We start from the raw sequence: 12,496 nt of genomic DNA on the forward strand, positions 1-12,496 counted from the left end.
ATTGGCAAAAGCCGCTTCAATCGGCCATCGAAACGAATTAGGCTCTCCACCCTAGGATTTCCCGGAGGAGAAAGCCGATGCCCACCTTGTTCGATATGCTGGCGCAGGCCCAGAACGGCAACGGGATGCAGGCCCTTGCCCAGCAATACGGGCTTTCGATGCAGCAGACACAGGCGGCCGTTGCCGCTCTGCTGCCGGCCTTTTCGCAGGGGCTGCAGCGCAACACCGCCGATCCCTATGGGCTCGGCGCCTTCATGACGGCAATGGCAAGCGGCCAGCACGCCAAGTATTTCGAGGACGCGACCCGAGCCTTCTCGCCGCAAGGCGTCGATGAGGGCAACGGCATTTTGGGCCACCTGTTCGGCTCGAAGGACCTGTCGCGGGCCGTGGCCAGCCAGGCAGCGCAAGCCAGCGGCGTCAGCCAGCAGATCCTGCAGCAGATGCTGCCGACCATCGCCTCGATGGTCATGGGCGGGCTGTTCAAGCAGACGACAAATCAGATGCAAGCCGCCGGTGGCTTTGGCGGCGGCAACAATCCGCTCGGCGAGATCATCGAGCAGATGATGCGGCAAAGCGGCATGCAAGCCCCCGCTCCACAGCCGCGCCAGGCACCGCAGCCGCAGAATCCGATGGACAACCCGCTCGGCAAGGTTTTGCAGGACATGTTCGGCGGCGGTGCCCCGCAGCCGCAAAGCCAGCCGCAGCCGGCACCCAATCCCTATGGCGACAATCCGCTCGGCAAGGTGCTGCAGGACATGTTCGGCGGTGGCGCGCCGCAGCCGCAGCCATCGCAACCGCAGCAGACCCAGAGCCCCCATGGCGACAACCCACTGGGCAAGATCTTCGAGGAGATGCTGCGGCAAGGTGGTGGCGGCTTCGGCGGGGGCGGACAGCCCGCGCCGCAACAGCCACAGGCACCACCGCAGCGGCAGGCGCCGCAGCCGCAGACCAATCCGAGCGGCCGGCCGAGGAACCCGTTCGACGACCTGTTCGGCAAGATGTTCGAGACCGGCGCCCAGCAGCGTGACGAATATCAGAAGGGCGTGGAAACGATCTTCGACCAGTTCAAGCGGGACATGGATCGGCGCTAGCACCGATTGGCACTTCAAAAGAAAAGCCCGGTCCTGGGAGGACCGGGCCAAAGTGCAGGCGGGCCGGCGGGGATCCGGCAGGGAGTGGGGGCCTGCATACTCGTCAGTCGCGTCGAACCTTAAGAAGGTTCACGGCAACCGATGCGACAGCAACCAAGCCAGGCGATCAGGCCACCTTGCGGACGATATCCTCGATCGTTTCGACGCGATCGCTGGCGATTTCGCGCAAGATCTTCGTCGGATCGCGGCCAAACGGTATGTCGATGGCGACATGGAGGTCGGCGCGCGTCAGGCCGATATCGGCGAGTTCGGAATCCGACATCTCGCCAAGGCGATAGAAGGCGCGGCGGTTTTTCCAGGCGCGGTAGACGTTGGAGACGGTGTTTGCCACGCGCGTCGCAACGGCCGGACGCGAGGTGATGCGCGAGGTCTCGGTGGCGAAATCAAACGTGGTCATGTCGGTCTCCTTCAGACTCGAACGGACAAAGCCCTGCCATCGGCGCTGGCGACAGCGTCCGTTTCGGCTTCGATTCACATGCCTTCATGTGGACAATGACAATTTGCCATCGACCGATTGATTAATCCAACGAATGTTTCTAATCCTAGGCATCAACACTAGTGATGGATTGGACCGATGAAAGCGCCACTCGATCTCGATCAGTTGCAGACCTTCATCTCGATTGCCGATACCGGCAGCTTCACACGGGCGGCGGAAGAGGTGCACCGGACGCAGTCGGCGGTGTCGATGCAGATGCGTCGGCTGGAGGAGCGGATCGGCAAGCCGCTGTTCGAGAAGGACGGGCGCACCAACAGGCTGACCGAGGAAGGCGACAAGCTGCTCTCCTACGCGCGGCGGCTGCTCTATCTCAACCGCGAGACGCTGGCCGCCTTCGACGACCGGCGGCTTGAAGGCACGATCCGTATTGGCACGCCCGACGACTATGCCGACCGTTTCCTGCCCGAGATCATGGCGCGGTTCACGCGCTCCAATCCGCGCGTCGAACTGACGGTCATCTGCGAGCCGACGCCCGGGCTGGTCGAGCATATCAAGCGCGGCAATCTCGACCTGGCACTGGTGACGCACAATGATGTACGCGGCCAATCGGAGGTGGTGCGGCGCGAGCCGCTGCTTTGGGTCACCTCCGCCAACCATGCGACGCACGAGCAGCAGACGCTGCCGATGGCCTTTGGCCGGCCGAATTGCATCTGGCGGCGCGCCGCCGTCGACGTGCTAGACCAGCAGAACCGCGAGTATCGCATCCTGTTCACCAGCTTCTCGGCGACCGTCATCACCGCCGCCGTACTTTCCGGCCTGGCGATCTCGGTGCTGCCGGAATGCGCGCTCAGGCCCGGCATGCGGGTGCTGGGCGAAGCCGACGGCTTCGGCGCCCTGCCCGACTGCCGCATCGGCATCATGCGCGGCCAGACGTCGCGACCGGAGATCGTCGATGCACTTGCCCGCCACATTTCGGAAAGCCTGGACAATATTTCCGTGCCGATCGGTGAAGAGGCCGGGACATTCGACTTCGCCGCCCTCGCCTATGCCAAGATGAAGCGGACGAAGCCGAACCAGATCCTGCCGGGCTGGTAGGCCAGATCCTCCCCGACAGGAAGGTCAACCAAGAGCCGAAGCCGACCTCCCCTCAACGGGCGACGGGCCTGCGAGGGCCAGCATCTGGGCCGGTTCCAGCGGCGGTGACAGCAGATAGCCCTGCAACTGATGGCAGCCCATGCCGACGAGCAGAGCCTTTTGCTCCTCGGTCTCGACCCCCTCCGCGGTGACCTCGACGTCGAGAGCGATGGCAAGGTCGACCAACGCCTTGACGATCGCGGTGGAATTTCGATCATTGTCGAGAAGGCGCACGAAGGAACGGTCGATCTTGAGCTTGTCGATGGCATGGCGGCGCAGGTAGTTCAGCGAAGAATAGCCGGTGCCGAAATCATCGAGCGCAACCCTGATGCCCGTTTGGCGCAAGGCCGCCAGTACCGTCCTGGTGGTGTCGTTGTTTTCCAGTAGCACACTCTCGGTGATCTCAAGTTGCAACCGCGCCGGCGCCAGCCCGGTCTCGGCAAGGATCAACGCAACCTCGTCGGCGAACCCGGCATCGCGCAGCTGTAGCGGCGAGACGTTGACGGCAACCCAGGGCAATTGCGTGCCGACGGCGAACCGGCAGGCCTCGGCCAGCACCCATTTGCCGAGTTCGCCGATCATGCCGCGTTCCTCGGCAATGGCGATGAACTGTTGCGGCGGCAACGCGCCATGGATCTCATGCGCCCAGCGGATCAGCGCTTCGGCGCCGGCGATCGTCCTGCCATCCGCGGCGAAAATCGGCTGATAGGCCAGTTTTATCCCGGTCCCGCCAGAAAGGGCGCTGCGGAGCTCGTTCTCGACCTTGCGCTTGTGCAGCAAGAGGTCGTCCATGTCGCCGGCGAAGATCTGATGGCGACCGCGGCCGTTCTTCTTGGCCTCGTAAAGCGCAATATCGGCCTTGCGCAGCAGATCGTCAGCATCGACTTGCGGACCCGACGCCAGGGCAATGCCGATGCTGGCGCTGACGAAGACCTGATCGTCCATCAGCCTGAACGGCTCCTGCATTTTCCGCAGCAGCCGTTCCGAAACATCCTCGGCCGCCCTGATGTCGCGAACATCGACCAGAATAAGCGCGAACTCGTCGCCGCCGAGCCGCGCCACCGTGTCGATTTCCCGGATCGTCTGCTGCAGCCTGGTTGCCGTCTGGCGCACAAGCTCGTCGCCGGCGGGATGGCCGAGCGTGTCGTTGACATGCTTGAAACGATCGATATCGAGATAAAACAGCGCTATCCTTGCCGTATCGCGTCCGGTCGCGAGCAAGGCTCGCCGCAACCGGTCCTCGAAGAGAGCCCGGTTGGGGAGACCCGTCAGCGTATCGTGAAAGGCGAGATACTGTGCCTGCGCCTGACTGGTCTGCAGCGCCAGCGATGTCCGCCGCAGGCGCCGCAGGAGAAAGATCAATGCGCCCGCGGCAAACAGCACGCCGGCGACCAATGCCGGGCCTGCCTTGCGCACCAGCGTCAGACCGGGGCGCTCCTGATCCCATCCGATGTAGCCGAGAATGACACCGCGTGAATTCATCAGCGGAATGGCGGCTGAGCTGACCGGTTGCGACAAAAGCAGCAGGTGCGCGCCATCAAGCAGATATTTTTCGGCGATCTTGCCGATGACAGTGTCGTTGATGAACTCGATCGAGACATGCAGATATTCGCTGCCCGGCGCCTGGGTGACACGATCCGAACTCGGCACCAGCGGTGCGATGCTGAGGATCGCGGGCTTGCCCTCAAGCGACACCAGGTCCTCGGCGACCATTTTGGTCGGGCCGCCGGATGCGTTCGCTTGCGGCGGTTGAGCGATCAGCTGGCGCAGCTTTTCGATGGTGGGCAGCAAAGCAGGCTCATCCGCGCCGTAGACGGCCAGCGGCATCACCTTGCCTTCCTGCATGGCGTGGATCGGCCGGTTTGCCTCGTCCAGCACATAGACACGGTTGTGACCGTAGTAGGTGTACATCCAGACGCTGATGTTCTCGACCATCCATTGCTGGTTGCCGGCCTTGGCGTTAAGGATGGAATCGTCCCAGACCGAGATACTTTCCTGCTCGCGCTCCACGGTAGCGATCTGATCCTGCAAACCGTTGGCGAAGAATATCTTTTGTCGCTCAAGCGAGGCACGATCGGTCTGCACGGCCGCGTAGAAGCCAAATCCCACGACCATGACCAGCGCAAAAGCGGCAAGCGCCAGCACGGTCAGCGTGACCTGATACGTCAATGGGCTGCGATGTCCGCTTGCGCTCATGCGTCCTTGGCCAGCTTCGTTGGATTCAACTCAATCAAAGCAGGCTTAACATCGCGTTATGACGCGTGGTCCGTCACAGGCGCCTTGACGTGGGCGTTCAACCGTTCCCCAATCGGCCAATGAGCGAGGCAGCATCCGAATCACGCACGAACGCCACCGAATACACGGTGAGCGAGATTTCCGGCGCGCTGAAGCGCACGGTCGAGGACGTGTTCGGCAATGTGCGGGTGCGCGGCGAAATATCCGGCTATCGCGGGCCGCATTCGTCCGGTCATGCCTATTTTGCGCTGAAGGACGACCGCGCGCGGCTCGACGCCGTGGTGTGGAAGGGCACGATGAGCCGGCTGAAATTCCGCCCCGAGGAGGGGATGGAGGTAATCGCCACCGGCAAGCTCACAACCTATCCCGGCAAATCCAACTACCAGATCGTCATCGACAATCTGGAGCCAGCCGGCGCCGGCGCCCTGATGGCGCTGCTGGAAGAGCGCAAGCGCCGGCTGCAGGCCGAGGGCCTGTTCGACCCCGGCCGCAAGCGGTTGCTGCCGTTCATGCCGCGCGTCATCGGCGTCGTCACCTCGCCGACAGGTTCCGTCATCCGCGACATCATTCATCGCATCAAGGACCGGTTTCCATTGCATGTGCTGGTCTGGCCGGTACGTGTGCAGGGCGAGACGGCGGGCGCGGAAGTGACCGCCGCTGTCAATGGCTTCAACGCGCTGGCCTGGGACGGTGCCGTCCAGCGCCCCGATCTGCTGATCGTGGCGCGCGGCGGCGGCAGCCTCGAAGACCTTTGGGGCTTCAACGACGAGGCGCTGGCGCGTGCCGTTGCAGCCTCCGCCATTCCGGTGATCTCGGCTGTCGGCCACGAGACCGACTGGACGCTGATCGACCTCGTCGCGGATCGCCGCGCCCCGACACCGACAGGTGCCGCCGAAATTGCGGTGCCGGTGAAGGCCGACCTCGAAGCGACGCTTGCCAGCCTTGGCGCGCGGCTCAAGGCGGCGGTCTTGCGTAATTTCGAGCGCAAGCGGCAAGCCGCCCGTGCCGCCGCCCGCGCGCTCCCCTCGCCCGATCAATTGCTGGCGCTGCCGCGCCGACGCCTCGACGAGGCGACAAGCCGCCTCGGCCGGGCGCTGTCCGTCAGCGTCGATCGCAAGCGGGCGCGGCTTCAAGGCCAAAGGCTGACGCCGGCCACGCTGTCGCGGCGCATGAACGAAGCCCGCACGCTGACCGGCCGCGACCTCGCCCGCGCGCAAGCGGCATTTTTTGCCATCGTGCGCGAACGGCGCGCACGATTTTCGCGCACCGCGGCGCGGCTTTCGCCGGCCCCGATCGCGCGGCGCCAGAAGCTGCAAGGGGACACGCTGGCAGCATTGGCACGACGGCAGGATCGGGTGATCTCCGCTCGGCTCGAGCGCCTGCGCGGACAATTGAACCAGGCCGATCGCCTGTTGACCACGCTTTCGCACAAGGCCGTCCTGGCGCGCGGCTTCGCCCTGGTGAAGGACGCCGATGGGGCAGTGATCAAACATGCGGCCGAAGTGGCGTCGGGAATGGCGCTTTCGCTGGAGTTCGCCGACGGTACCGCCGATGCGATTGCCACCAGCGGCACGGCAAGACCGAAAACCGTGGCCAAGCCGGCGGCAAAGGCCAAAGAGCCCGGCAATCAGGGATCGCTGTTCTGAGATCATGACCGACAATCCGAACCATCTGGCAACGCCTTCCGGCAAGCCGCGCGCGCGGCGTTTTGGCATCGGTTTCGACGGCACACCCGGTCCGTTCAACGCGATCACCGATGTGCCGGGCGTCGCCGTCGGTTTCACGACGCTGATTTCAGGCGATGGCGCGCTCGTCGTTGGCCAGGGACCGGTGCGTACCGGCGTCACCGCGATCCTGCCCCGGCCGCGCGCCGATCTTGCCACGCCCGTCTTTGCCGGCATCTTCAGCCAGAACGGCAATGGCGAAATGACCGGCTCGCACATCGTCGAGGAAACCGGCGCATTCAACTTTCCGATCACCATCACCAACACGCATTCCTGCGGTGTTTCACGCGATGGCACGCTGCGCTGGATGCAAAGCGTACTGCCGGCGGCACTCGACAGCGCCTGGGGCCTGCCGGTGGCGGCGGAGACCTTTGACGGCTTCCTCAACGACATCAACGGCCACCATTTGACATCAGAGCATGTTGCGCAGGCACTTGACGGTGCGGCCAGCGGACCGATCGAGGAAGGCAGCGTCGGCGGCGGCACCGGCATGATCACCTTCGGCTTCAAGGCCGGATCCGGGACCGCGTCGCGCATCGTCGAATGGCACGGCCGCGCCTACACGGTCGGCGCCTTCGTGCAGTCGAATTTCGGCAAGCGGCATAATTTTACGGTTCGTAGCCTGCGCGCCGGGCCGGAGCTTGCCGAGCCGGCGATCCGGCAAGGCACACCGCGTGCCGAAAAGGGCTCGATCATCGCCGTCATCGCCACCGACGCGCCATTCCTGCCGCATCAAATGAAGCGGCTGGCGCGCCGCGTGCCGCTTGGCGTCGCCATGACCGGCGGCTTCGGCTATCACAGTTCAGGCGACATCTTTATCGCCTTCTCGACCGCCAATGCGAGCGCGGCGCTGGCACCGTCCGGCCGCATCGCCAGCGCCGATTTTGTTCCCGACACCGACATCGATCCGTTTTTCGATGCGGTGATCCAGAGCGTGGAGGAATCGATCCTCAACGCCTTGGTCGCCAATGACGACATGAGCGGACGCGACGGCAATTTCGTGCCGGCGTTGCCGAAAGTGTGGCTGAAAGAGAAATTTGGCGGAGGGGATGATTGATACGAAGACGCGGGCCGAATAGCCCGCGTTCCAGACAGTTTTCCTGGAATTGCTCTAAGCGGCTATTTCGCGGCTTTGCTGGGGGCCTGCTGGTTCTCGTCGGCCTCGGCCGCTTCCTCGAGCCGGGAGGCGATCAGTTCCTGAATGTCGCCGACCTCTTCCTGGATATCCTCCAGAGGGATGCCGACCTCTGCCGCCTTGGCAGCGCATTCCTTGGCCAGAGACTCGGCCTGCTTGTCGATCCTGGCGTGGGATGACTGGCAGTGGACCTTTTCGCCTATCCATCCCCGCAAGAACTCGATCGCGTGTTCACTCATACTGCTGTTCCCTGGCGGCAAAGCCGGTTGGTAATCATAAACGCCGACACCCCGCAAAGGATGCATGGTCCCATACGAACCGAGTCGTCGCCAGCCGGCAAGCCGATCTTGTCCAAGGTCCACAGCGTCAAAGGAAATCGAGGGGTCAAGAGCATTCTGTTTCTGAGGGGTCGGTACCGTTGGCTGGGATCACGCCCAGCTTTGCGCCACTGTTTCTATTTGCTTTTTTCCGGTTTCCTAGCCGATTTCGTCACAATAGATGGCGCAATCCGTAACACATTTACAGTCGCTTCGGCGGCGCTGCCCTGAGGCGCGCGGGTCGAAGCCGCCGGTATATAGTGACATCCTCACGCAATGTCGACTCTGCTCGCCATCAGGTAGTGTCTCAGTTTGAAATCTTGCGATGCGGTCGATGCCGAGACATGAGAGGCAGATCGACCCAGGGTCATTTCTCTCGCACATAGGTTACTTCGTGAATAATCTCGCGCCCGTCGAACGGATTTTGGGTGGGGGGCGAGGTGTAAGTCAGCGTATGTTCGTCGACTTTGCAGAACCGCACCTGTTCCGTGCCACTCCATGCTTCATTCCAGCTCATGTCGACATGATGGACAACGCGATCTGACTCAACCGTATAGCTGCCCGAATAGGCGAACATCGAGTCGAACAACGCAATCTTCTCTTCGTCGGATGGCGGCAAACGCTGCGGCCGATTGCGATTGTTCCTAAGGATAAAGAAAATGACGCGCTCAGGTGTATAGATGACGATGCCATGAGGTTCCTGACCCAGAGCTGGCTGCCGCTCCCCGGTCGAAACGTCTCTCGTCATCCAAGACGTCATTCGCCAGCTTCCAAGCAGGAGTTCGTGGCGAATTGGTTGAACGGGCATATCTTGAGCCATTGCCCACACCTCCGCTATTTCTTGGCAGAGCGCTTTCTATACCGTCCGCGTGGTCCCGGGCTCGGCGCATCCGGGCAGTCTGGACGGCATATGGAATGAGACCTCCCCATGCTTTGCGGTAAGCATACAGGAGTTCGGCCCGGATCGCGACCAGCTAGCCTTCAAACCGAGACACGACCGGATCGTGCGCATCGAGAACGGCGCAGCGAATGCCGCCGCGTCCAAGCCGATAATGTGCTGGAGTATGCCGCCATTGACGCTGCCGCAGGGCGAGGTGCGGTGACAACAGGCCACCCCTATCTTGCCGGAAGCGAAGCCCCATATGCATGGTAGGGTCCACTCGTCTTGCTGAGTCCTGCCTAGGGCAAGGAAAACTGCGAACGACAGGGAAGCTTACCGGATGTCCCTTGGGATCGATCAGGCGACGATCACAGCCTATCTGGAAGTCATCACCATCAATCTCGTTCTGTCGGGCGACAATGTCGTGGTGATCGGCATGGCGGCCGCGGGCCTGGCAAAGGCGCTGCGGCAGAAGGCGATCATCGCCGGCATCGCCGCAGCGGCTGTCATCCGTATCTTCTTTGCCGTGGTGGCCGTGCAGTTGCTGGCGATCCCGGGCATCATGCTGGTCGGCGGTCTGCTGTTGTTCTGGGTCTGCTGGAACATGTTCGGAGAATTGCGATCCGCCGGCAATGCCGATGACGGGGACGGCGCAGACGCCGATCCGACCGTGGCTTTCCTTGCGGCGACACGACCGGCCAAGGCGCTGCGCACAGCGATCGTGCAGATCGTCGTTGCCGACGTTTCGATGTCGTTGGACAATGTGCTCGCCGTGGCAGGTGCTGCCAGCAACGACATGGATGCGCTTGTCTTTGGCCTCATCCTGTCGGTGGTGCTGATGGCTATCGCCTCGACCCTGGTCGCGGCGCTGCTGGCCAGGCATCGCTGGATCGGCTGGCTCGGCCTTGCGGTCATCGTCTATGTCGCAGGCAGCATGGTGCTGGATGGCGTCGAGCAGTTGAAAGCACTCGACTATTGGACGGTTCTTTCAAGAACGTCGAGTTCGATGGGAGCCCCAACAATTAGAGTCTCCATGCGGGGCAAGGAATGAGCGACCATTTCTGGATTCGAAATGCCGGAAATCCTCTTGGGCAAAGCCCTCAGGGATTTCCGGCGACCCGCACGATGAGCTTGCCGAAATTCTTGCCTTCGAGAAGGCCAAGGAAAGCTCGCGGCGCGTTCTCTATTCCATCCACGATATCTTCCCGGTAGCGAACGCGGCCGGTTGCTATCCAGTCGGCCATGTCGCGGTAGAATGCCGGGCGCTGGTCGACGAATTCACGCTGGATGAACCCCCTGATCGTCAGGCTGCGGTGGAGCACCTGCTGCATCAGCGTCGGCAGCCTATCGATGCCGGACTCCGCGATGACATTGTATTGCGCGATCAACCCGCAGACCGGCACGCGGGCAAAATCGTTCAAAAGGGGGAACACCGCATCCCAGACAGGGCCGCCGACATTCTCGAAATAGATGTCGATGCCATCAGGGCAGGCCGCCTTCAACTGCGCGGCAAAATCATCGGCACGATGATCGACGACCGCATCGAAGCCGAGCTCCTGCCGCACGAAAGCGCATTTGTCGGCGCCGCCGGCAATGCCAACGACACGCGCACCCTTGATGTGGGCGATCTGTCCAACGGCTGACCCGACCGCGCCGCTGGCCGCCGCCACGACGACCGTCTCGCCAGGCTTTGGCTGTCCGATCGTGAGCAGGCCGGCATAGGCGGTGAAGCCCGGCATGCCGAGAACGCCGAGTGCCGTGGTGACGGGCGCCGCCGCGGGTTCGAGCTTGCGCAGCCCGACGCCGTCGGACAGTGCAAAGCTCTGCCATCCCGAGTGCGACAGGACGACATCGCCTTCAGCGAAGCCGGCATGGCGGGATCTGACGACACGCGCAACGGTGCCGCCTTCCATCACGCCGTCGATCTCGACCGGCTTGGCATAGGATTTGGCGTCGTTCATCCGCCCGCGCATATAGGGATCAAGCGACAGGTAGAGGATCTGCAGGAGGAGTTCGTTCTCCGCCGGCTCGACAATTTCAACCGTCTCGATACGAAAATCGCCTGGCTTTGGCCGGCCTTGCGGTCGCGCTGCAAGCACGATGCGGGTGTTTGTCTGGGCTGACATTTGGGCACGACCTCGCTGTTAAGAACACTCTACTCGAAAAACCGGTTGGGCGGCCGCTTCAGGCCAAGATTCTCGCGCAATGTCGTTCCCTCGTACTGCCGCCTGAAGATCCCCCGTCCCTGCAGTTCGGGCACGACCTTCTCGACAAAGTCGTCGAGCCCGGCGGGCAGATAGGGAAACATGATGTTGAACCCGTCGGAGCCCTCGGTGACCAGCCATTCCTCCATTTCGTCTGCGATCGTTTGAGGTGTACCGACGAAAGCAAGGCCGGAATAGCCACCCAGCCTCTGGGCAAGCTGCCTGACGGTCAGGTTCTCCTTGCGCGCCAGTTCGATGACACGCTCGCGGCCGCTCTTGCTGGCATTGGTTTCGGGGATTTCGGGCAAGGCCGCGTCCGGATCAAAACCGGATGCGTCATGCCCGATCGCGATCGACAGCGAGGCAATGCCGCTCTCGTAATAGACGAGGCTGTCGAGCTTCGCCCGCTTGGACTGCGCGTCCTCGACGCTGTCGCCGACGACGACAAAGGCGCCGGGCAGGATCTTGATGTCGTCGCGCGAGCGGCCGAGTTTCTCCGCACGGCTTTTGACGTCGGCGAAGAAACGTTGGCCGGCGGCGAGATCGGCATGCGCGGCGAAAATGACTTCCGCCGTCTCTGCCGCCAGTTGCCGCCCTGCCTCCGACGCGCCGGCCTGGACGATGACCGGCCAACCCTGGATGGGCCGGGCGATGTTGAGCGGCCCGCGCACCGAGAGATGCTCGCCCTTGTGATCGAGCACACGCAATCTGGAAGGATCGAAATAGAGACCGCTTTCAGCGTCGCGGATGAAGGCATCGTCAGCGAAGCTGTCCCACAGGCCGGTCACGACATCATAGAATTCCCGTGCCCGCCGGTAGCGCTCGTCATGCTCGACATGTTCGTCGAGGCCGAAGTTGAGCGCCGCATCGGGGTTGGATGTGGTGACGATGTTCCAGCCGGCGCGGCCGCCGCTGATATGGTCCAGCGAAGCGAAGCGGCGGGCGATGTGGTAGGGCGCGTCGAACGTCGTCGATGCGGTTGCGACCAGCCCGATATGATCGGTGACGGCCGCCAGCGCCGACAGCAGCGTGAACGGCTCGAACGACGTAACCGTGTGGCTGCGCCGCAGCGCCTCGATCGGCATGTTGAGAACGGCCAGATGGTCGGCCATGAAGAAGGCGTCGAACTTCGCCGCCTCCAGGGTCTGGGCGAAGCGTTTCAGATGCGCGAAATTGAAATTGGCGTCGGGATAGGCGCCCGGATAGCGCCAGGCGCCTGTGTGCAGGCTGACGGGGCGCATGAAAGCGCCAAGCCGCAATTGTTTCTGTGTCATGAAAAT

11 protein-coding genes are annotated in these 12,496 nt (G+C 62.8%); 5 read left to right on the plus strand and 6 right to left on the minus strand.

The window, feature by feature from the left end; genetic code table 11:
* Positions 1-77: 77 nt before the first annotated feature.
* Complete coding sequence (locus tag CGZ66_RS23370; RefSeq protein WP_095088446.1) at positions 78-1,091, plus strand: DUF937 domain-containing protein; 1,014 nt, start codon at positions 78-80, stop codon at positions 1,089-1,091.
* Positions 1,092-1,257: 166 nt separating this feature from the next.
* Here CGZ66_RS23370 and CGZ66_RS23375 read toward each other — a convergent pair whose 3' ends face one another.
* Positions 1,258-1,548, minus strand: a complete 291-nt coding sequence (locus CGZ66_RS23375) for a DUF1127 domain-containing protein (protein WP_095088448.1) — start codon at positions 1,546-1,548, stop codon at positions 1,258-1,260.
* Positions 1,549-1,725: 177 nt separating this feature from the next.
* Between CGZ66_RS23375 and CGZ66_RS23380 the strand changes: the two genes are divergently transcribed.
* On the plus strand, positions 1,726-2,682 hold the full coding sequence (locus CGZ66_RS23380; protein WP_095088450.1) for a LysR substrate-binding domain-containing protein: 957 nt from the start codon (positions 1,726-1,728) through the stop codon (positions 2,680-2,682).
* 24 nt (positions 2,683-2,706) lie between these two features.
* Here CGZ66_RS23380 and CGZ66_RS23385 read toward each other — a convergent pair whose 3' ends face one another.
* Complete coding sequence (locus CGZ66_RS23385) at positions 2,707-4,917, minus strand: bifunctional diguanylate cyclase/phosphodiesterase (protein ID WP_095088452.1); 2,211 nt, start codon at positions 4,915-4,917, stop codon at positions 2,707-2,709.
* 119 nt (positions 4,918-5,036) lie between these two features.
* Between CGZ66_RS23385 and xseA the strand changes: the two genes are divergently transcribed.
* Positions 5,037-6,602 carry an exodeoxyribonuclease VII large subunit gene (xseA, locus tag CGZ66_RS23390; protein WP_095088454.1) on the plus strand — a complete coding sequence of 522 codons (1,566 nt, stop codon included), beginning with the start codon at positions 5,037-5,039 and terminating at the stop codon, positions 6,600-6,602.
* A 4-nt stretch (positions 6,603-6,606) separates the two neighbouring features.
* Positions 6,607-7,737 carry a DmpA family aminopeptidase gene (locus tag CGZ66_RS23395; RefSeq protein ID WP_095088456.1) on the plus strand — a complete coding sequence of 377 codons (1,131 nt, stop codon included), beginning with the start codon at positions 6,607-6,609 and terminating at the stop codon, positions 7,735-7,737.
* A 62-nt stretch (positions 7,738-7,799) separates the two neighbouring features.
* Here CGZ66_RS23395 and CGZ66_RS23400 read toward each other — a convergent pair whose 3' ends face one another.
* Positions 7,800-8,054 (minus strand): DUF768 domain-containing protein, encoded by a 255-nt coding sequence (locus CGZ66_RS23400; protein ID WP_095088458.1) that lies wholly within the window; start codon positions 8,052-8,054, stop codon positions 7,800-7,802.
* 445 nt (positions 8,055-8,499) lie between these two features.
* Positions 8,500-8,952 carry a lipocalin-like domain-containing protein gene (locus CGZ66_RS23405; RefSeq protein ID WP_095088460.1) on the minus strand — a complete coding sequence of 151 codons (453 nt, stop codon included), beginning with the start codon at positions 8,950-8,952 and terminating at the stop codon, positions 8,500-8,502.
* Between the two features lie 400 nt (positions 8,953-9,352).
* Between CGZ66_RS23405 and CGZ66_RS23415 the strand changes: the two genes are divergently transcribed.
* Positions 9,353-10,063: a YjbE family putative metal transport protein gene (locus CGZ66_RS23415; RefSeq protein ID WP_095088464.1), complete on the plus strand. Its 711-nt coding sequence runs from the start codon at positions 9,353-9,355 to the stop codon at positions 10,061-10,063.
* A gap of 49 nt (positions 10,064-10,112) precedes the next feature.
* Here the strand turns inward: CGZ66_RS23415 and CGZ66_RS23420 are convergent, their stop codons facing one another.
* A complete protein-coding gene (locus tag CGZ66_RS23420; protein ID WP_095088466.1) occupies positions 10,113-11,138 on the minus strand; it encodes an NADP-dependent oxidoreductase in 1,026 nt (341 codons plus the stop codon).
* Between the two features lie 29 nt (positions 11,139-11,167).
* The gene (locus CGZ66_RS23425; protein ID WP_095088468.1) at positions 11,168-12,490 is read right to left on the minus strand and encodes an LLM class flavin-dependent oxidoreductase; all 1,323 of its coding nucleotides are present in this window, start codon (positions 12,488-12,490) and stop codon (positions 11,168-11,170) included.
* Positions 12,491-12,496: the final 6 nt, after the last annotated feature.

The organism is Mesorhizobium sophorae, assembly GCF_002270415.1.
In the GTDB taxonomy this organism is placed as follows: domain Bacteria; phylum Pseudomonadota; class Alphaproteobacteria; order Rhizobiales; family Rhizobiaceae; genus Mesorhizobium; species Mesorhizobium sophorae.

Excerpts from the sequence above, each read along its gene's own strand:
- CGZ66_RS23400 (WP_095088458.1), bottom strand. The coding sequence starts at position 8,054 with ATGAGTGAACACGCGATCGAGTTCTTGCGGGGATGGATAGGCGAAAAG.
- CGZ66_RS23385 (WP_095088452.1), bottom strand. The coding sequence starts at position 4,917 with ATGAGCGCAAGCGGACATCGCAGCCCATTGACGTATCAGGTCACGCTG.
- xseA (WP_095088454.1), top strand. The coding sequence starts at position 5,037 with ATGAGCGAGGCAGCATCCGAATCACGCACGAACGCCACCGAATACACG.
- CGZ66_RS23425 (WP_095088468.1), bottom strand. The coding sequence starts at position 12,490 with ATGACACAGAAACAATTGCGGCTTGGCGCTTTCATGCGCCCCGTCAGC.
- CGZ66_RS23380 (WP_095088450.1), top strand. The coding sequence starts at position 1,726 with ATGAAAGCGCCACTCGATCTCGATCAGTTGCAGACCTTCATCTCGATT.
- CGZ66_RS23415 (WP_095088464.1), top strand. The coding sequence starts at position 9,353 with ATGTCCCTTGGGATCGATCAGGCGACGATCACAGCCTATCTGGAAGTC.
- CGZ66_RS23405 (WP_095088460.1), bottom strand. The coding sequence starts at position 8,952 with ATGGCTCAAGATATGCCCGTTCAACCAATTCGCCACGAACTCCTGCTT.
- CGZ66_RS23420 (WP_095088466.1), bottom strand. The coding sequence starts at position 11,138 with ATGTCAGCCCAGACAAACACCCGCATCGTGCTTGCAGCGCGACCGCAA.
- CGZ66_RS23375 (WP_095088448.1), bottom strand. The coding sequence starts at position 1,548 with ATGACCACGTTTGATTTCGCCACCGAGACCTCGCGCATCACCTCGCGT.
- CGZ66_RS23395 (WP_095088456.1), top strand. The coding sequence starts at position 6,607 with ATGACCGACAATCCGAACCATCTGGCAACGCCTTCCGGCAAGCCGCGC.
- CGZ66_RS23370 (WP_095088446.1), top strand. The coding sequence starts at position 78 with ATGCCCACCTTGTTCGATATGCTGGCGCAGGCCCAGAACGGCAACGGG.